The organism is Paenibacillus sp. TAB_01 (genome assembly GCF_043945595.1).
Lineage (GTDB): Bacteria > Bacillota > Bacilli > Paenibacillales > NBRC-103111 > Paenibacillus_S.
This window is the reverse complement of record NZ_JBIFNP010000001.1, coordinates 6,319,719-6,337,892: the sequence shown is the minus strand read 5'-3', so window position 1 is coordinate 6,337,892 and position 18,174 is coordinate 6,319,719. Positions and strand designations below refer to the sequence as shown.

General features: G+C 49.2%; 18 protein-coding genes, 2 pseudogenes and 1 other annotated feature. All 20 genes and pseudogenes read left to right on the top strand.

All coding sequences use genetic code 11. The annotated features are described in order from the left end of the window. Positions 1–33 precede the first annotated feature (33 nt). Positions 34–769, top strand: a pseudogene (gene pssA, locus ACHHV8_RS30950) (CDP-diacylglycerol--serine O-phosphatidyltransferase). Between the two features lie 151 nt (positions 770–920). Beyond that, complete coding sequence (locus tag ACHHV8_RS30945) at positions 921–2,018, top strand: PIN/TRAM domain-containing protein (protein WP_395163067.1); 1,098 nt, start codon at positions 921–923, stop codon at positions 2,016–2,018. Positions 2,019–2,121: 103 nt separating this feature from the next. Next, positions 2,122–2,826 (top strand): 2-C-methyl-D-erythritol 4-phosphate cytidylyltransferase, encoded by a 705-nt coding sequence (gene ispD / locus ACHHV8_RS30940; protein ID WP_395163066.1) that lies wholly within the window; start codon positions 2,122–2,124, stop codon positions 2,824–2,826. After that, positions 2,823–3,308, top strand: coding sequence for a 2-C-methyl-D-erythritol 2,4-cyclodiphosphate synthase (gene ispF, locus ACHHV8_RS30935; protein ID WP_395163065.1), 486 nt, complete (start codon positions 2,823–2,825; stop codon positions 3,306–3,308). Before ispD ends, ispF begins: the two co-directional genes overlap by 4 nt. A gap of 46 nt (positions 3,309–3,354) precedes the next feature. Beyond that, positions 3,355–4,813 (top strand): annotated as a pseudogene (gene gltX, locus ACHHV8_RS30930) (glutamate--tRNA ligase). A gap of 377 nt (positions 4,814–5,190) precedes the next feature. Beyond that, entirely contained in the window at positions 5,191–5,820 is a 630-nt protein-coding gene (gene cysE, locus ACHHV8_RS30925) for a serine O-acetyltransferase (protein ID WP_395163669.1), read from the top strand. A 39-nt stretch (positions 5,821–5,859) separates the two neighbouring features. Then, the gene (gene cysS / locus ACHHV8_RS30920) at positions 5,860–7,257 is read left to right on the top strand and encodes a cysteine--tRNA ligase (protein ID WP_395163064.1); all 1,398 of its coding nucleotides are present in this window, start codon (positions 5,860–5,862) and stop codon (positions 7,255–7,257) included. Then, positions 7,257–7,685 (top strand): Mini-ribonuclease 3, encoded by a 429-nt coding sequence (locus ACHHV8_RS30915; protein WP_395163063.1) that lies wholly within the window; start codon positions 7,257–7,259, stop codon positions 7,683–7,685. The genes cysS and ACHHV8_RS30915 overlap by 1 nt, the downstream gene beginning before the upstream one ends. 14 nt (positions 7,686–7,699) lie before the next feature. Next, entirely contained in the window at positions 7,700–8,440 is a 741-nt protein-coding gene (gene rlmB / locus ACHHV8_RS30910) for a 23S rRNA (guanosine(2251)-2'-O)-methyltransferase RlmB (protein ID WP_395163062.1), read from the top strand. A 12-nt stretch (positions 8,441–8,452) separates the two neighbouring features. After that, a complete protein-coding gene (locus tag ACHHV8_RS30905) occupies positions 8,453–8,968 on the top strand; it encodes an NYN domain-containing protein (RefSeq protein ID WP_395163061.1) in 516 nt (171 codons plus the stop codon). A gap of 144 nt (positions 8,969–9,112) precedes the next feature. Beyond that, on the top strand, positions 9,113–9,757 hold the full coding sequence (gene sigH, locus ACHHV8_RS30900) for an RNA polymerase sporulation sigma factor SigH (RefSeq protein WP_395163060.1): 645 nt from the start codon (positions 9,113–9,115) through the stop codon (positions 9,755–9,757). Positions 9,758–9,994: 237 nt separating this feature from the next. Beyond that, positions 9,995–10,144, top strand: coding sequence for a 50S ribosomal protein L33 (rpmG, locus tag ACHHV8_RS30895; protein WP_395163059.1), 150 nt, complete (start codon positions 9,995–9,997; stop codon positions 10,142–10,144). Between the two features lie 18 nt (positions 10,145–10,162). Beyond that, complete coding sequence (secE, locus tag ACHHV8_RS30890; RefSeq protein ID WP_395163058.1) at positions 10,163–10,375, top strand: preprotein translocase subunit SecE; 213 nt, start codon at positions 10,163–10,165, stop codon at positions 10,373–10,375. 27 nt (positions 10,376–10,402) lie between these two features. Next, positions 10,403–10,936 carry a transcription termination/antitermination protein NusG gene (nusG, locus tag ACHHV8_RS30885; protein WP_094018084.1) on the top strand — a complete coding sequence of 178 codons (534 nt, stop codon included), beginning with the start codon at positions 10,403–10,405 and terminating at the stop codon, positions 10,934–10,936. Positions 10,937–10,977: 41 nt separating this feature from the next. Then, positions 10,978–11,403, top strand: a complete 426-nt coding sequence (gene rplK, locus ACHHV8_RS30880) for a 50S ribosomal protein L11 (RefSeq protein WP_395163057.1) — start codon at positions 10,978–10,980, stop codon at positions 11,401–11,403. A gap of 202 nt (positions 11,404–11,605) precedes the next feature. After that, positions 11,606–12,298, top strand: coding sequence for a 50S ribosomal protein L1 (rplA, locus tag ACHHV8_RS30875; RefSeq protein WP_395163056.1), 693 nt, complete (start codon positions 11,606–11,608; stop codon positions 12,296–12,298). A 54-nt stretch (positions 12,299–12,352) separates the two neighbouring features. Next, positions 12,353–12,508 (top strand) — a sequence feature (ribosomal protein L10 leader region). Positions 12,509–12,627: 119 nt separating this feature from the next. Further along, on the top strand, positions 12,628–13,140 hold the full coding sequence (gene rplJ / locus ACHHV8_RS30870) for a 50S ribosomal protein L10 (RefSeq protein ID WP_395163055.1): 513 nt from the start codon (positions 12,628–12,630) through the stop codon (positions 13,138–13,140). Between the two features lie 64 nt (positions 13,141–13,204). Continuing rightward, positions 13,205–13,567 (top strand): 50S ribosomal protein L7/L12, encoded by a 363-nt coding sequence (gene rplL, locus ACHHV8_RS30865; protein WP_395163054.1) that lies wholly within the window; start codon positions 13,205–13,207, stop codon positions 13,565–13,567. A 128-nt stretch (positions 13,568–13,695) separates the two neighbouring features. Beyond that, positions 13,696–14,292: a class I SAM-dependent methyltransferase gene (locus ACHHV8_RS30860; protein ID WP_395163053.1), complete on the top strand. Its 597-nt coding sequence runs from the start codon at positions 13,696–13,698 to the stop codon at positions 14,290–14,292. A gap of 327 nt (positions 14,293–14,619) precedes the next feature. Next, entirely contained in the window at positions 14,620–18,156 is a 3,537-nt protein-coding gene (rpoB, locus tag ACHHV8_RS30855) for a DNA-directed RNA polymerase subunit beta (RefSeq protein WP_483874893.1), read from the top strand. Positions 18,157–18,174 lie beyond the last annotated feature (18 nt).

Sequence of the window (18,174 nt, the reverse complement as noted above, 5' to 3'; positions counted from 1 at the left end):
AGGGTACAGTATAACCAGAGGTGGACAAAACGAATGTTAACTAAATCTCTTCCCAATTTATTTACAGTAGGGAACTTGTTTTTAGGATTTATTTCTATTATCCTCGCGTTTAATCAGAAAGCGGAACTGGCTGCCATCATGGTCCGTAATCGCTATGCTGTGCGACGGCTTGGACGGACGTGTGGCACGCGCTTTGAACGCGCAGAGTGAGTTTGGTAAAGAATTGGACTCGCTGTCTGACGTCATCTCTTTTGGGGTAGCTCCTGCTTTTATTATGTACGTTGTTGCTTTTACCGGTATGAATGCGGCCGCTGCATGGATTATTACCGCTATTTTCCCGATTTGCGGAGCGCTTCGGCTGGCCAGATTTAATGTCGTCGCAGGGGTGCCGGGTTATTTCATCGGGCTGCCGATTCCAGCGGCCGGCGGTGTCCTGTGTACATTGGCATTGTTCCATAATGAATTGAACAGCATTATTCTCGTGCTCAGCACGCTGCTGCTTTCGTATTTGATGGTTAGCACCGTGAAATATCCCAACTTCAAAAAGATCGGCATTCCGAAGAAAGCTATCTGGATTACTCCAATCGTTATCGCGATTGCCGTGTTCGTAGCTTATAGGTACCCTGGCACGCTTTCCAAGATGATCTTTGTACCGCTGCTGGTCTATGCGCTGTACGGCCTAAAAAAAAACGTTGAACGCCTTCTTCCAAAACGCAGAAGAAAAGGGAAATCTCTGGAAGATGTCAATTCGGAGACCCGTTCGATGTAAATAGTGAAAATGAAAAGCATTTATTTTCCTTGATTCCAAGGAAAGTAAGTGCTTTTTTTATTTTTTATGCGGTCCGGAGGATTAGGCAGGAAACTTTTGGTTCATAATTGTAACGAAGAAACTTTTATGAAAAGAGGTTGGAGGTGATTCTATGATCAAGAAATGGTTCCAGTATGTATTTGCAGTTATCGGAGGCGTGTTGTGTTTTGAATGGAGTGATACCGTCGGACGGCCATTTTTTACTCTCATAGAAACGGTTTTCGGTTTGGAACGTGTTCAGGGCGGGGCCGTTTGGGTGATGCTGCTAGGTGGAATCGTTTTTTACGGAGTTGGAGCATGGTTGGCTCCGTATGTGACCCGATGGCTTCTGGCAGGGGAAGAACGAGTAAATCAGGTGCCGATGGCCGATTTAGTGGCGGGTACCATGGGTATGGTAGTTGGGCTGCTGCTGTCGGTCATGCTGCTGAGCCCGTTCGAACAGGCAGGCTTGCTGCCGCCGGCGCTTCAGGTTATCGTAACGATGATGCTGGGCGCAGCCGGATTCCGGATGGGATATGCCAAGAAGGAAGAATTTATTGCGCTGCTCTCCAAGCGAAGCGCGTCCAAGGAGCGCGGCGGTCCCGGGGAAGTCAAAGGGTTTGAGGAACACAAAATTTTAGATACGAGCGTCATTATCGATGGCCGCATAGCGGATATTTGTAAAACCGGATTTATTGAGGGGACTCTGGTCATCCCGGAATTCGTGTTGGAGGAGCTTCAGCATATCGCCGATTCCTCGGATTTGTTGAAAAGAAACCGCGGGCGCCGCGGGCTCGATATTTTGAATAAAATTCAAAAGGAACTGGATGTCCGCGTCCTTATTTATGAAGGGGATTTTGAAGAAATTTCCGAGGTGGACAGCAAGCTGGTGAAGCTGGCTAAGGTGCTTCAGGGCAAGGTCATTACAAATGATTTCAACCTGAACAAGGTATGTGAGCTGCAAGGCGTTTCCGTGCTCAATATCAATGATCTTGCCAATGCGGTGAAGCCGGTTGTGCTCCCTGGAGAGGAAATTCTGGTGCAGGTCATCAAGGACGGCAAGGAGCATGGACAAGGTGTGGCCTACCTGGACGACGGCACAATGATTGTCGTGGAAGGCGGCAGAGAGTTTATCGGGACCACCTTGGATGTATTGGTAACCAGTGTGCTGCAGACGTCTGCAGGCCGGATGATTTTTGCCAAGCCGAAATTATTGGAAAAAGCGCTCTAAAACGTATATGATAAAGGGAGCCGTACCAGGCGTGCTCCGCTTATGGGGCAACCGCCGGTACGAGGGACTTGCTATCATGCGAACAGTTATAGGTGGAGAGCGTATGGAACAGTTAGGGGTAGTGGTCGTTGCCGCGGGCAAGGGCTCGCGGATGCGGACACAGGAAAGCAAACAGTATTTGCAATTGGCTGGAAAGCCGATTCTCGTACATACATTACTGCTGTTTCAGAGGATGGAGCAGGTGGACACGATTGTGCTGGTAACCGGACCGGAGGATGTGGAACGCTGCAGGGATTATGTGGAGCGCTACAAACTTTCGAAGGTAGAGCATATCGTGGCCGGGGGCAAGGAACGCCAGGATTCAGTGCACAAGGGCCTGACCGTTTTAAAGGACCGGGTACAATGGATTATGGTTCATGACGGTGTCCGGCCCTTTGCTGCGGCCGACCGGATTGCGGCTTGCTGGCACAAGGCGATGGAGACCGATGCTGCTGTGCTTGCCGTACCGGTGAAAGACACAATCAAAGTAGTCGATTCGGAAGGAACGATCGTTTCCACACCGGACCGGCGCAGCTTGTGGGCGATTCAGACCCCACAAGCTTTTCGTTTTTCTTTGCTGCTGCAGGCTTACGAGCAGGCGGAGCAGGAAGGATTTACCGGGACGGATGATGCGATGCTGGTAGAACGGATGGGAACGAATGTTTGTGTTGTGGAATCGGACTATTATAACATTAAAATTACGACCCCGGAGGATTTACCTTGGGCCGAATGGATTATTCAAAATGTCAGGGGAGAGAGCAAAGCATGATTCGTGTGGGGCAAGGTTTTGATGTGCATCAATTGGTGGAAGGCCGCAAGTGCATTATAGGTGGGGTTGAGATTCCATATGAACTGGGGCTGCTGGGACATTCCGACGCGGATGTGCTGCTCCATGCCATCAGCGATGCAATATTAGGCGCTTTGGGGCTTGGAGATATCGGCAAGCATTTTCCGGATACGGACCCGGAATTCAAAGATGCGGACAGCTATAAGCTGCTGCTGCATGTCTGGAAGCTGGCCAAGGAAGCGGGCTATAAGCTGGGAAATATCGATTCGACCATTATTGCCCAGAGGCCGAAGATGGCTCCTTATATTCCGGCCATGGTCGAGCGGATTGCCGAAGCGCTGGAGGCGGAGGCGTCTCAAGTGAACGTTAAAGCAACGACAACCGAAAAGCTAGGGTTCCCGGGGCGTGGCGAAGGAATTGCCGCACAATCGGTTGTTTGTCTGATTCAAGATGTGCTATCATAACAACTAATATTCGGTTCACGGTTTAACAGGAGAGGGGCGTCAGCTTATGTCAGGTCATTTTCGGGTGCGTTATGCGCCAAGTCCGACGGGGCATCTTCATATCGGCGGTGCACGTACGGCGTTACTTAATTATTTGTTGGCACGTAAAAACAACGGTCAATTTATCGTTCGTTTTGAGGATACCGACCAGACTCGGCATGTGGAGTCTGGCATCGACAACCAGCTGAACGGCTTGAAATGGCTCGGACTGGATTGGGACGAAAGCGTCGATGTCGGCGGTCCTTACGGTCCTTACCGGCAAATGGAGCGTCTTGGCTTGTATCAGCCCTACGTGGAGCAGCTGCTGGAGAACGGACACGCATACCACTGCTACTGCTCGGAAGCGGATCTTGAGCGGGAACGGGCAGAGCAGGAAGCCAAAGGCGAAATGCCGCGCTATTCCGGCCGCTGTCGTCATTTGACCGAGGAGCAGGTTGCGCAGTTTCAAGCGGAGGGACGCAAGCCGTCGATCCGGTTCCGCGTACCAGCTGATAAGATCATCGCGTTTGATGATCGGGTGCGGGATCACATAGAGTTTGAGACGAACGGTATCGGCGATTTCATTATCGTGCGTCCAGACGGCATTCCGACCTACAACTTTGCGGTCATTCTGGACGATCATCTCATGAAAATTACGCTGGTCATCCGCGGCGAGGAGCACTTATCCAATACGCCAAGGCAGATTATGATGTATGAAGCGCTGAACCTGCCGGTGCCTCAATTCGCTCATCTGTCGCTTATTTTGAACCAGGACCGTAAAAAAATGAGCAAACGGGACGAATCGATCATTCAGTTTATCGAGCAGTATAAAGAGCTCGGCTATTTGCCGGAAGCGGTGCTTAACTTTATCGTGCTGCTCGGATGGTCGCCTAAAGGAGAAGAAGAGATTTTCTCCAAGGAAGAATTGATCGCTCAATTCGATTTGGACCGGGTGTCGAAGAGCCCTGCCGTGTTCGATATGGATAAACTGAACTGGATGAACAACCATTACTTGAAGAAGGCAGATCCGGCTCACGTGGTCGAGCTGTCGCTGCCGCATCTGCAAAAGGCCGGCTTCGTTCCGGAAACGCTGAGCGGAGAACAGCAGGAATGGGTGGCCCGTCTGATTGGGCTGAACCAAGAGAGGATGCAGTACGCTGCGGAGATCGTACCGCTGTCCGAGCTCTTTTTCCAAGCGGATGTAGTATTCGAGAACGAAGAGGCCAAGGCGGTGCTGAACGAGGAGTCCGTTCCCGTCGTGCTGAAGGCTTTTCTGGACAGAAGTAGAGCAGGCGGAGTCCTTCGCGCCGGAGAATATGGCTCCGATGCTGAAGGCGGTACAGAAGGAGACGGGCTTTAAAGGCAAGCAGCTCTTCATGCCGATTCGCGTAGCGCTGACAGGTCAGACGCATGGGCCGGACTTGAATATGACCTTGTATTTGCTGGGCAAGCAAAAGGTTGCAGACCGGCTGAACAAATTATTGTAAACCCCCTTATTTAGCGTTATACTAATTAACAATAAATGACCGAGGCGTTGAGCAGGAGAGTACAACGGAGCAGGGCTTCACAGAGAGGGCAACCGGCGGGTGACCGCTTGAGCTGAAAGTTGCGCCATGGCCGTCAGTTGGAAATGCACCTGGGAGCCGTATCGACGAGCGGCCTATCGTTCCCTGTTAGGGTCATAGGCAAGGTAGTCATACCGTTTACGTTCACGTTACGAACGCACGAGATGAGTATGCTTTGGCATGCTCAAGCAGAGTGGAACCGCGACATTTTCGCCTCTGCAGCCAATTGGGCTGCGGGGGCTTTTTATGTTAGGCAGAGGAAGCATCAGGGGGAGCGGGTGAACAGCTTGTTTAAGTCGATGAGGGAAGATATCGAAACCATATTTGAGAATGATCCGGCAGCACGCAGCTGGTTCGAGGTAGCTTTTACGTATTCGGGACTGCATGCTCTTTGGGCGCACCGCGTAGCCCACAAGTTTTATAAAAACGGCTGGTTTACGACTGCGCGGATTATTTCTCAGGTCAGCCGTTTTATGACGGGGATCGAGATCCATCCGGGAGCGGTTATCGGACGCCGGTTTTTCATCGATCATGGAATGGGCGTCATTATTGGGGAAACCTGCGAAATCGGGGACGATGTGGTATTGTATCAAGGAGTGACCCTGGGCGGAACAGGGAAGGAGAAAGGCAAACGCCATCCTACCATAGGCAATAATGTGGTCATCGCTTCCGGCGCCAAGGTGCTTGGCTCGTTTACCGTAGGCGACAATTCTCGAATCGGCGCGAATGCGGTAGTATTGAGCGAGGTGCCGCAGAACAGCACCGTGGTCGGCATTCCGGGACGAATCGTGAAGCGGGATGGCGTTCGTATCGGAAAGCTGGATCACAACAATCTGCCAGACCCGGTTATCGACATGTTCCGTCAGATGCAGCAGCAAATCGAAGAACTGAAGCAGCAAGTAGATGATTTAAGTAAAAATAAAGTGTGAACTCACTTTTTAACTCAAAGAATGGAGGGTGCCAACAGTATGGCGCTTAAAATCTACAATACAATGACCCGGTCCAAGGACGAGTTCAAACCGATCACTCCGGGTAAAGTGAAAATGTATGTTTGCGGTCCGACCGTATATGATTACATTCATATCGGCAACGCGCGTCCGGTTATCTTTTTTGATGTCGTGAGAAGATATATGGAATCCATTGGCTACGATGTAACCTATGTCGTTAATTTTACGGATGTGGATGATAAGCTGATCCGCAAAGCGGCACAGATGGAATCGACTGTTCCGGAAATCGCCGAGCTGTTTATCCAGAAGTTTTACGAGGATACGGAAGGCTTGGGCGTGCGGAAGGCAACGCTGAACCCGCGCGTAACGGAAAATATCCAGGAGATTATTGATTTCATTCAAGGATTGGTGGATAAAGGATATGCTTATGAAAGCGGCGGCGACGTTTACTTCCGTACGACCCGCTTTGCGGAATACGGCAAGCTGTCGCATCAAAATCTGGAAGAGCTGCAGTTCGGCATCCGCGTCGAGGTAGACGATCGGAAGGAGAACCCACAGGACTTCGTTCTGTGGAAAGGCGCGAAACCGGGTGAGATCGCATGGGAAAGTCCATGGGGCGCCGGGCGTCCGGGCTGGCATATCGAATGCTCCGCAATGGCTCGTAAATATCTTGGCGATACCATCGATATTCACGGCGGCGGCCAGGATCTGCAGTTTCCTCACCATGAATGCGAGATCGCCCAATCGGAATGCTTCACCGGTCATCCGATGGCAAACTACTGGATGCATAACGGATACATTAACATCGATAACGAGAAAATGTCCAAATCGATGGGCAACGGCATCAATGTCAATCAAATGCTGAAGACGATCCCGCCGCAGGTCATTCGTTATTTCATGCTCTCAGCGCATTACCGTAATCCGTTGAACTTCAGCGAGGAAGCGATCGAGCAGGCGAAAAACGGCTTGGCCCGGATTGAGAACTGTATTGCCGGCATCAGACACCGGCTGTCCACTGCTGTCCCTGGGGAGCCCGCGGAGGAAATTGTACATGCGGTTGCAGAGGTGCATCGTCAGTTTGAGCTGAAAATGAACGATGACTTTAATACGCCTGATGCTATTACAGCCGTATTCGAGCTGGTCAATGCAGCGAATCCATATCTGCAGCAGGAATCGGTAACACTGAGCTCCCTGGAGCTGCTGCTTTCCCGTTTTGAAACGATGGATAATGTCTTGGGCATACTAGCCAAAGCGGAGGAAGGGCTGCTGGACGAGGAGATCGAGCAGCTGATCGTGGAAAGAACCGAAGCGCGTAAAGCGAAGAACTGGGCCCGGGCCGACGAGATCCGCGATTTGTTAACGGAGCGCGGCATTATTTTAGAGGATACGGCTCAAGGTATCCGCTGGCGGAGGAAATAATGGAAGAGCAGCCTTCGTTTTCGCTCGATTTGAATTTGTTCAGCTTTCCGCCGGCCAAAGAGCCGAGACTGCTGAGTCCTATCGTGCTGGCTTATATAGGGGACGCCATTTACGAGGTATTTATCCGTCAATATGTGGTGTCCCTTCCGAACCAGCGCCCGAATCATTTGCACCGGCTGTCGACACAATATGTATCGGCCAAGGCTCAGGCCAAGGCGCTTCAGGTGTGGCTTCCTTATCTTACGGAAGAAGAAACGGATATGGTAAAAAGAGGCCGCAATGCAAAATCGGGCACTTCGGCCAAAAATGCGGATATTTTGGAGTATCGGCACAGCACGGCTTTTGAATGCTTGATTGGATATTTGTACTATACGAAGCAGTGGGAACGATTGCAGTATTTGCTAATGCTATCCCTGGATAAGGGCTAAGGAGAGAAACACCTATGGAAGATTTTATCGCCGGCAAGCACTCGGTGCTCGAGGCTTTACGTTCGGGACGAACGATTAATAAAATTTGGATTGCCGAAAATGCGCAAAAACAGCTGACGCAGCCTATCGTTGCAGAAGCTAAGCAAAACGGTATTATCGTCCAGTTTGCGGACAAGCGCAAGCTGGATCAGATGGTTGAAAACGTGCAGCATCAGGGCGTCGTAGCGCAGGTTGCTGCATATGATTACGTAGAAGTGGAGGACATCCTGGCACGGGCCCAGAGCCGCGGGGAGGAGCCTTTCATTCTGATACTGGACGAGATTGAGGATCCGCACAATTTGGGATCAATTTTACGTTCCGCCGACTGTACCGGCGTGCATGGGGTTATTATCCCCAAGCGCCGATCCGTCGGTTTGACGGCAACCGTATCCAAAACGTCGGCAGGCGCGGTGGAATACGTCCCGGTCGCCCGCGTGACCAATCTTGCGCAGACGATCGAACAGCTCAAGGAGCGGGGCGTTTGGGTGGCCGGTACCGATGTGGCGGCAAGCCAGCCGGTATTCCAAACCAATCTGAATATGCCGCTGGCCATTGTTATCGGCAATGAGAACAAAGGGATGGGCCGTTTAATCAAGGAGAAGTGCGACTTTCTGCTGAAGCTTCCGATGTTCGGGCAAATCAATTCATTGAACGCATCGGTGGCGGCATCCGTGCTTATGTATGAGGTAGTACGCCAACGGATCGCCGCGAAATAGACGGACCACCGGATGATCCAGGAAATTCTTATAGTAGACGGTTATAATATTATCGGTGCCTGGCCGGAACTGCAGAAGTTAAAAGATATTAGCTTGGAAGAAGCGAGGGACAGACTGATTCAGCAATTGGCTGAATATCAGTCCTTCTCGGGAACGAAGGTGCTGCTCGTTTTTGACGCCTATTACGTCCCAGGGCTGGGCGGCAAATATGTGCAGAACAAGCTTCGCATCTACTACACGAAGGAAAAAGAAACCGCCGACGAATTGATCGAGCGGCTGGTTACGGAAAATATCGGACGGCGTAAGCAGATTTACGTCGCGACCTCCGACATGACCGAGCAGCATGTTATCTTCGGCAAGGGCGCCTTCCGGGTACCGGCCGGAGAGCTGCTCGTTAAGGTTGGTCAGGTGAAGCGGGACATTCAGCACAAGATCGAGGAAAAGCCGGAAAGCCGCAGAAACACATTCGACAGCAAGCTGTCCGGCGAAGTCAAGGGCCTGTTCGAAAAGTGGCGCAGAGGCCAGTAATATATGGATTAGCAAGCTTTGGACGGCTGGAATTTGGTTGACGATAATAGATTACATAATGTATACTTATCGTATCTTTTCAACGTGTATCAGGGAAGAGCCATGCACAAGGAAGGTAGTCTTGCCGGGCCGGAGGGATTGTTGGTGAGTGTCGACCTCAAAGAGTTGAGAATGTACGAATATGACCTCAAGGCAGATGAAGACATTGTGGAAGCGGTCCGCGACGGGGATAGCGACGCACTGGAGTACTTGATTAACAAGTACAAGAACTTCGTCCGTGCCAAGGCACGCTCCTATTTTCTGATAGGAGCCGACAGGGAAGATATCGTACAAGAAGGAATGATAGGTTTATATAAATCGATCCGGGACTTTCGCGGCGATAAGCTGGCTTCCTTTAAAGCCTTTGCTGAGCTTTGCATCACTCGTCAGATCATTACGGCCATTAAAACCGCCACCCGCCAAAAGCATATTCCTTTGAATTCCTACGTATCGCTGGACAAGCCTATTTACGATGAAGATTCCGACCGTACGCTTCTTGATGTCATCTGCGGTTCCCGGGTAACCGATCCGGAAGAGCTGATTATCAATCAAGAGGAATTCAGCGGGCTGGAAGATAAAATGGGCGAGATTCTCAGCGACTTGGAGCGAAGGGTACTCATGCTCTATTTGGACGGACGCTCCTATCAGGAGATTGCGGTAGATTTGGACCGGCATGTGAAGTCGATAGACAATGCGCTTCAGCGGGTCAAGCGAAAGCTCGAACGGTATTTGGAAGTTAGAGATGCATAAGAACGGCACCTTTTCGCGGGTATGCGGAGGTGCTTTATTTTTTGTCGAAACGTTTATTCGCCTAGTTCTAGGTTAATACTGGTCGTATAGATGAGCGGGCTATATTCATAGGTTCTCCTTGACACACTACTAGCGTTATGCTAAAGTATTCAGGTAGCCTTAAAACTGTAAGGCGTTTTTTTGCTGAACCTTTAAGGTTTTCAAAAATTTGAGGCTGGTCCGTAGGAGGTGTACATCATGCGGGTTATTATCACGTTAGCGTGCACGAACTGCAAGCAAAGAAACTATACGTCCAATAAAAATAAGCGCAACCATCCAGACCGCATGGAGTTGAAGAAGTTTTGCAGGTTTTGCAATGAACATACCGCTCATCGCGAAACTAGGTAGCTTTTTGGAGGTGTAGTTGTGTCCTTTTTGGCAAGGATGAAGCAGGGATTCGGCAACACATTTTCTTATTTTACGGACAGCTGGTCCGAATTAAAGAAAGTGAAATGGCCAAGTCGTAAAGAGCTCATCAGCTATACGCTGGTTGTACTCTTCACGGTTGCCTTCGTGACCATTTACTTCTACGTACTTGATTTGGGTATTTCTGAGCTGCTTCGTCTTGTTTTCAAATAAGCGGGAGTGTAGGTGGCTGATATGGAAATGGAAAAAAGATGGTACGTCGTGCATACCTATTCCGGGTATGAGAATAAGGTCAAGGCGAACTTGGAAAAGCGCGTTGAATCAATGGACATGAAGGACAAGATCTTCCGCGTTCTGGTTCCTATGGAAGAGGAGCTGGTGAATAAGGACGGCAAGAAGAAGACGGTTATGCGTAAAGTATATCCGGGTTATGTTTTGGTCGAAATGATTCAAACCGATGACTCGTGGTATGTTGTGCGCAATACGCCGGGCGTGACGGGATTTGTCGGATCGACAGGTTCTGGCTCCAAGCCGACCGCACTGCTCCCTGATGAAGTGGAGTCCATTCTCAAGCATATGGGTATGGAAGAACCTAAACCGAAGATTGACTTCGATCTGAAAGAAACCGTTCGTGTTAAAGTGGGCCCTTTTGCGAATTTTGTCGGTTCGGTAGAAGAAATTCTTGTCGACAAAGCCAAGCTGAAGGTACACGTGAACATGTTCGGCCGGGAGACGCCTCTGGAGTTGGACTATCATCAGGTGGAAAAACTTTAAGAATCGCGTAGCCCACACTACATGCAAGGGGGTGTCACACAATGGCAAAAAAGGTTATCAAGGTTGTTAAACTACAGGTTCCTGCTGGTAAAGCGAATCCGGCGCCTCCGATTGGTCCGGCTTTGGGTCAAGCAGGTGTTAACATCATGGCTTTTTGTAAAGAGTTCAACGCTCGTACAGCTGATCAAGCAGGTTTGATTATCCCTGTTGAAATCTCCGTGTTCGAGGACCGTTCTTTCACGTTCATTACCAAAACTCCACCGGCTGCTGTATTGCTGCGTGTTGCTGCTAAGATCGAGAAAGGTTCCGGCGAGCCTAACAAAAAGAAAGTTGCAACTGTTAAACGTGCTACTGTTCGCGAAATCGCTGAACAAAAAATGCCTGACCTGAACGCTGCTTCCGTTGAGGCTGCAATGCGTATGATCGAAGGTACAGCTCGTAGCATGGGCGTAGTAATCGAGGACTAATTTCTGCGATTACGTCTGTTTTGTATAGCAACCATTCCGGCCATGCCTGATTGATGGTTGTATATTCAGCGATAACTGACATTTGCTCTGCACAATGTAATAGTTGCGCTGCCAGTGATAACCGGCATTGCTTCGCATAATGCAACGGTTACACTACCAGTGGGAGGATATTCCGCTAATACCACAAAGGAGGAAGAAAGAAGTGGCTAAACACGGTAAGAAATATCTTGAAGCTGCTAAGCTTGTCAATCCTGAAGCTCTTTATGAGCCGGCAGAAGCGATTGAGCTTGTAAAAAAAGCAGCGACTGCAAAATTCGACGAAACCGTTGAAGTAGCAGTTCGTTTGGGTGTAGACCCTCGTAAACAAGACCAAGCCGTTCGTGGCGTTGTTGTATTGCCTCACGGTACTGGTAAAACGAAGCGTGTCCTTGTATTCGCTAAAGGCGAAAAAGCTAAAGAAGCGGAAGCGGCAGGTGCTGATTTCGTAGGCGATCAAGACATGATCAACAAGATCCAACAAGGTTGGTTCGACTTTGACGTGTGCGTAGCGACACCGGACATGATGAGTGAAGTGGGTAAACTGGGCCGTATTTTGGGTGGTAAAGGTTTGATGCCGAATCCTAAAGCTGGTACTGTTACATTTGATGTAACAAAAGCAGTTCAAGAGATTAAGGCTGGTAAAATCGAATACCGTCTGGATAAGGCTGGTCAAATCCATGCTCCTATCGGTAAAGTATCCTTTGATGCAGAGAAGCTGGCTGACAACTTCCGCGCTTTGGTGGATGCTTTGAACCGTGCGAAACCTGCGGCTGCTAAAGGTGTATACCTGAAGAACATCGCTGTTTCCTCGACGATGGGTCCAGCTGCCCGTGTAAACGTACAAACCTTTAGATAAGGATAAGCTTGGCAGTTGACTTTTACAGTCACGCATGCTAATCTATCTAAGTTGACAAACGAATATGACTTACCGTAGACAGCAGGTGCTCCACTGGAGCTTAATATCCCGCCGAGGTGTTATGATATAGATCCTTTTCTTTGCACGTACAAAGATTATGTGAAATCATCATGCCTTCGCAGTGTCTGCGAAGGCATTTCTGCTTTTTATGGGAGACCCTCGCAGCGCTTTACGAGATAAGTTGATCGATCGAGTATTGTCTTCCCGTTAGGGAATTGAATTAGTTTTGTAAAATGCTTTCCGCGCGAAAGCACATAGGAGGTGCAAAAATGGCAAACGCAAAAACAATCGAGCTTAAATCTCAACAGGTTGCAGAAGTAACGGAGAAGCTGAAAGGCAGCTCCTGCACTATCGTTGCGGACTACCGTGGTTTGAATGTGGCTCAAGTAACTGAGCTTCGTAAACAACTTCGCGAAGCAGGCGTAGAGTTCCAAGTATTGAAAAACACTTTGGCTAGACGCGCAACTGCGAGCGCTGAATTGACTGCACTGGATGAACATTTGACTGGTCCTACAGCCATCGCATTCAGTAAAGATGATATCATTGCTCCAGCGAAAATCTTGACGGCTTTCGCAAAGAAAAATGAACATCTGAGCGTTAAAGCAGGCGTGGTAGAAGGTAAAGTCGTTGACTTTGATCAAATCAAAGCACTGGCTGAGCTTCCTTCCAGAGAAGGTTTGCTTTCCATGTTGCTCAGCGTTCTTCAAGCTCCTGTTCGCAACTTCGCCCTTGCGGTTAAAGCTGTGTCCGAGAAGCAAGAAGGCGGCGCACAAGAAGCTTAATCTTGTCTGCGTTTAGATTGATTAGCAAGACCATACAACTAAAATTAATGGAGGTTTATATACCATGAGTAAAGAGCAAATCTTGGAAGCAATTAAAGGTATGACTGTTTTGGAACTGAACGATCTGGTTAAAGCAATCGAAGAAGAATTCGGCGTAACTGCTGCAGCTCCTGTAGCTGTTGTAGCTGGCGGCGGCGCAGCAGAAGTTGCTGAGCAAACTGAGTTCGACGTAATCTTGACTAGCGCTGGTGCTTCCAAAATCAACGTTATCAAAGTTGTTCGCGAAATCACTGGTCTTGGCTTGAAAGAAGCTAAAGACTTGGTAGACGGCGCACCAAAACCGATCAAAGAAAAAGTGGGTAAAGAAGACGCTGATGCAGTTAAAGCTAAGCTTGAAGAAGCTGGCGCAGTTGTAGAAGTGAAGTAATTTTAATTACCCCAAAGACCCCTTGGAGCCTATACTTCAGGGGGTTTTCCTTGTTTATTGATCGGGTAATTTTAGCGGAAGGTGACGGACGGAAAGTATCGCCGGAAACGAGGTGGGAGGTGAATCCAATGAGCAATCATTACTATACGCAAAAGCCGACTGTGGCGCATGATTTACATACAATTGAAGAACAGCTGCGCGGGCGTAAGTTCACCTTTGTTACCGATGCGGGAGTATTCTCGAAAAAGGGGGTGGATTACGGATCGAAAGTGCTGATTGAAGCTATGGAGCTTCCTGTTGATGCCAGGGTGTTGGATGTGGGCTGCGGCTATGGTCCTATCGGTTTAGCTGCTGCTGCGCTGGTCCCCGAGGGTCATGTGACCATGGTGGATATTAATGAGAGAGCGGTTGAACTGGCTAAGCAGAACGCGGTGAGGAATCAAATCTCCAATGTGGAAATCAAGCAAAGCGACAGATTGGCCGAGGTGATGGGAAGCCGATATGATGTGGTGCTGACCAATCCGCCGATCCGTGCGGGCAAGGAAGTCGTCCACAGTATCTTCGAGCAGGCATATGAGGTATTGAAACCGGGTGGCTCCTTATGGGTGATCATTCAGAAAAAGCAGGGTGCGCCCTCCGCGTTCGCCAAGCTGGAATCCTTGTTTTCAAAAGTGAAGGAGCTTGGAAAGGATAAAGGCTACCGCATTCTTAAAGCAGAGAAATAAGTGGAATGCAATACAAATTTCTTGACTTGACATTTCGTATGTGATATCATAATAAAATGTCAGCATTAAGATTGGGTTATATGTCTTTAGTTTGCTAAAATGTCAAGAAGATTTTTTTGGCCGGTATGAATAAAATTTAAGCATTCGACGTATAATGTTTAAATTTTAGGTAAACGATACTAGGTATGAAGAAATTTATGGTAACATGAAAGTCAATGTATTCGGAAGCTTCCATAAGAAGTATCACTTCAACAGTATTTACTCGAGAAGGCTTCAGGAGAGGCTTTTATTTTGTTCTATTGAGTAGACATGAGGGGTGAATCAAAGTTGGCGGGTCATCTTGTTCAATTTGGTCGACGCAAACGCAGGTCATACGCTCGGATCGATGAGGTTCTGGAGGTACCGAACCTGATTGAAATCCAACAAAAATCCTATGAGTGGTTTTTGGAAGAAGGATTGCGCGAAATGTTTCAGGATATTTCCCCGATACAGGATTTTACGGGGAACTTAGTGTTGGAGTTTATCGATTATAGCTTGGGAGAGCCCAAGTATTCTGTCGATGAGTCCAAAGAACGCGATGTCACTTACGCAGCTCCGCTTCGTGTGAAAGTGCGCTTGATCAATAAAGAAACTGGCGAAGTTAAAGAGCAGGAAGTATTTATGGGAGACTTCCCGTTAATGACAGAAACAGGGACATTTATTATCAATGGTGCCGAACGGGTAATCGTCAGTCAGCTGGTTCGTTCTCCTAGCGTCTATTTTAGCACGAAAGTGGATAAAAACGGCAAGAAAACATATACCGCAACCGTTATTCCGAATCGTGGCGCTTGGCTCGAGCTGGAGACGGATGCCAAGGACATTATTTATGTCCGCATCGATCGTACCCGTAAAATTCCGGTCACTGTCCTGTTAAGAGCTTTGGGCTTTGGCACGGATGCTGAAATTTTGGATCTGCTCGGTGACGATGAGTATATCCGCAATACGCTGGACAAGGATAACACGGATTCGACGGATAAAGCGCTGATTGAAATTTATGAGCGTCTGCGTCCGGGCGAGCCTCCAACGCTTGATAATGCTAGAAGCTTGCTTGTCGCTCGTTTCTTTGATCCGAAGCGTTATGATTTGGCCAATGTCGGCCGCTATAAAATCAACAAGAAGCTGCATATCAAGAACCGCTTGTTCAATCAGCGTTTGGCTGAAACGTTGGCCAATCCTGAAACGGGCGAAATCATCGCCGAAGCAGGACAGGTGCTGGATCGTCGTCTGCTGGACGAAGTGCTTCCGTATCTGGAGAACGGCGTAGGCTTCAAAGAGTATACGGCGGTAAACGGTGTAACCGAGATGGAACATATTCCATTCCAATGCATCAACGTATACTCGCCGATCGAGGACGGTAAAGTCGTTAAGGTTATCGCTAACGGCAAAATCGACAAATCGATCAAAAACATTACACCTGCAGACATCATTGCTTCAATCAATTATTTTATCAACTTGCTGCATGGCATTGGCGATACGGACGATATTGACCATCTGGGTAACAGACGGCTTCGTTCTGTAGGCGAATTGCTGCAAAACCAGTTCCGTATCGGTTTGTCCCGTATGGAGCGTGTGGTTCGCGAGCGGATGTCCATTCAAGACGCGAATGTTATTACGCCTCAGGCATTGATTAATATTAGACCGGTCATTGCGTCGATTAAAGAGTTCTTCGGAAGCTCCCAGTTGTCGCAGTTTATGGACCAAACGAACCCACTGGCTGAATTGACGCATAAGCGTCGTTTGTCCGCCTTGGGACCTGGTGGTTTGACAAGGGAACGCGCGGGCTTTGAAGTTCGTGACGTCCATCACTCCCACTATGGCCGTATGTGTCCTATTGAAACGCCGGAGGGTCCGAACATCGGTTTGATCAACTCCTTGTCCACTTTTGCGAGGATCAATGAATACGGCTTTATCGAAGCGCCGTATCGTTGGGTTGATCCGAAGACAGGTGCTGTAACCGAACAGATCGACTATCTGACGGCGGATGAAGAAGATAACTATGTTGTTGCACAGGCGAACTCCAAGCTGACGGAAGAAGGCGCATTTGCTAACGATACGGTAATCGTTCGTTACAAAGAGGATAACTTGATCCTTCCTAAAGCGCGCGTCGACTATATGGACGTATCTCCTAAGCAGGTAGTGTCGGTAGCGACAGCATTGATTCCCTTCTTGGAGAACGATGACTCCAACCGCGCGTTGATGGGTTCGAACATGCAGCGGCAAGCCGTTCCATTGCTGATTCCTAAAGCGCCTCTTGTAGGTACGGGGATGGAGCATAAGGCAGCCAAGGACTCCGGTGTATGTATTGTATCCAAAGTGGACGGCGTTGTAGAACGCGTGTCGGCTAACGAAATTTGGGTGCGCCGCCAAGCTATGGTGGATGGCAAGCTGGTTAACGGGGATCTTGTAAAGCATAAGCTGCACAAGTTCATGCGTTCTAACCAAGGGACTTGCATCAACCAGCGTCCGATCTGTCACAAAGGCGAGCAAGTTCGCGTTGGAGATATCCTGGCTGACGGTCTTTCCACTGAGATGGGCGAGCTGGCTCTTGGACGCAACGTAGTTATCGCGTTTATGACGTGGGAAGGCTACAACTATGAGGATGCTATCCTCTTGAGTGAAAAACTGGTGAAAGAGGATGTTTATACCTCCATTCACATTGAAGAATATGAATCCGAAGCAAGGGATACGAAGCTCGGACCGGAAGAAATCACACGCGATATTCCGAACGTTGGGGAAGATGCGCTGAAGAATCTGGATGAGCGTGGTATTATCCGTGTCGGTGCCGAGATTGGCGCAGGCGACATTCTGGTCGGTAAAGTAACGCCTAAAGGGGTTACCGAGCTGACGGCGGAAGAGCGTTTGCTGCATGCCATCTTTGGTGAGAAGGCTCGTGAAGTACGTGATACTTCCCTCCGCGTACCGCATGGTACCGATGGTATCGTTGTTGACGTAAAAGTATTTACCCGCGAGAACGGCGATGAGCTGCCTCCTGGCGTAAATCAGCTGGTTCGTGTCTATATCGCACAAAAACGGAAAATTTCCGAAGGCGATAAAATGGCCGGACGTCACGGTAACAAAGGGGTTATCGCGCGTATCATGCCGGAAGAGGACATGCCGTTCCTGCCGGATGGTACTCCGGTACAGGTTGTCTTGAACCCGCTGGGCGTGCCGTCGCGGATGAACATCGGGCAGGCGCTTGAGGTTCACTTGGGTATGGCTGCCAAGTACTTGGGTATTCATACCGCAACGCCGGTATTTGACGGCGCACGCGAGTATGACGTATTCGATACGATGGAAGAAGCCGGGATGCAGCGTAACGGTAAGACCATTTTGTATGATGGACGTACGGGCGAACCGTTTGAACGGGAAGTTACCGTCGGCGTCATGTATATGATCAAGCTGGCGCACATGGTTGACGATAAAATCCATGCCCGTTCCACTGGACCTTACTCTTTGGTTACACAGCAGCCGCTGGGTGGTAAAGCTCAGTTCGGCGGACAGCGTTTTGGAGAGATGGAGGTTTGGGCGCTTGAGGCTTATGGCGCTGCGTACACCCTGCAAGAGATCTTGACCGTCAAGTCCGATGACGTGGTTGGACGCGTGAAAACGTACGAATCCATTGTCAAAGGCGAAAATGTTCCAGAACCAGGCGTTCCGGAATCGTTCAAAGTCTTGATTAAAGAGCTACAAAGCTTGGGTATGGATGTTAAGATTCTGTCCGGCGATGAGCAGGAAATCGAGATGAGAGAAGCTGACGACGATGATGAGGTAACCAGCGATAAGCTGAATCTCAATCTCGAAGGCGCGGAGATGGGCGCAGAGTAACACGTGTTCGTTAACCGG

Excerpts from the sequence above, each read along its gene's own strand:
- ACHHV8_RS30915 (WP_395163063.1), top strand. The coding sequence starts at position 7,257 with ATGGAAGAGCAGCCTTCGTTTTCGCTCGATTTGAATTTGTTCAGCTTT.
- rpmG (WP_395163059.1), top strand. The coding sequence starts at position 9,995 with ATGCGGGTTATTATCACGTTAGCGTGCACGAACTGCAAGCAAAGAAAC.
- ispF (WP_395163065.1), top strand. The coding sequence starts at position 2,823 with ATGATTCGTGTGGGGCAAGGTTTTGATGTGCATCAATTGGTGGAAGGC.
- rlmB (WP_395163062.1), top strand. The coding sequence starts at position 7,700 with ATGGAAGATTTTATCGCCGGCAAGCACTCGGTGCTCGAGGCTTTACGT.
- ACHHV8_RS30905 (WP_395163061.1), top strand. The coding sequence starts at position 8,453 with ATGATCCAGGAAATTCTTATAGTAGACGGTTATAATATTATCGGTGCC.
- rplL (WP_395163054.1), top strand. The coding sequence starts at position 13,205 with ATGAGTAAAGAGCAAATCTTGGAAGCAATTAAAGGTATGACTGTTTTG.
- ispD (WP_395163066.1), top strand. The coding sequence starts at position 2,122 with ATGGAACAGTTAGGGGTAGTGGTCGTTGCCGCGGGCAAGGGCTCGCGG.
- cysE (WP_395163669.1), top strand. The coding sequence starts at position 5,191 with ATGAGGGAAGATATCGAAACCATATTTGAGAATGATCCGGCAGCACGC.
- rplJ (WP_395163055.1), top strand. The coding sequence starts at position 12,628 with ATGGCAAACGCAAAAACAATCGAGCTTAAATCTCAACAGGTTGCAGAA.
- ACHHV8_RS30860 (WP_395163053.1), top strand. The coding sequence starts at position 13,696 with ATGAGCAATCATTACTATACGCAAAAGCCGACTGTGGCGCATGATTTA.
- cysS (WP_395163064.1), top strand. The coding sequence starts at position 5,860 with ATGGCGCTTAAAATCTACAATACAATGACCCGGTCCAAGGACGAGTTC.
- nusG (WP_094018084.1), top strand. The coding sequence starts at position 10,403 with ATGGAAAAAAGATGGTACGTCGTGCATACCTATTCCGGGTATGAGAAT.
- ACHHV8_RS30945 (WP_395163067.1), top strand. The coding sequence starts at position 921 with ATGATCAAGAAATGGTTCCAGTATGTATTTGCAGTTATCGGAGGCGTG.
- rplK (WP_395163057.1), top strand. The coding sequence starts at position 10,978 with ATGGCAAAAAAGGTTATCAAGGTTGTTAAACTACAGGTTCCTGCTGGT.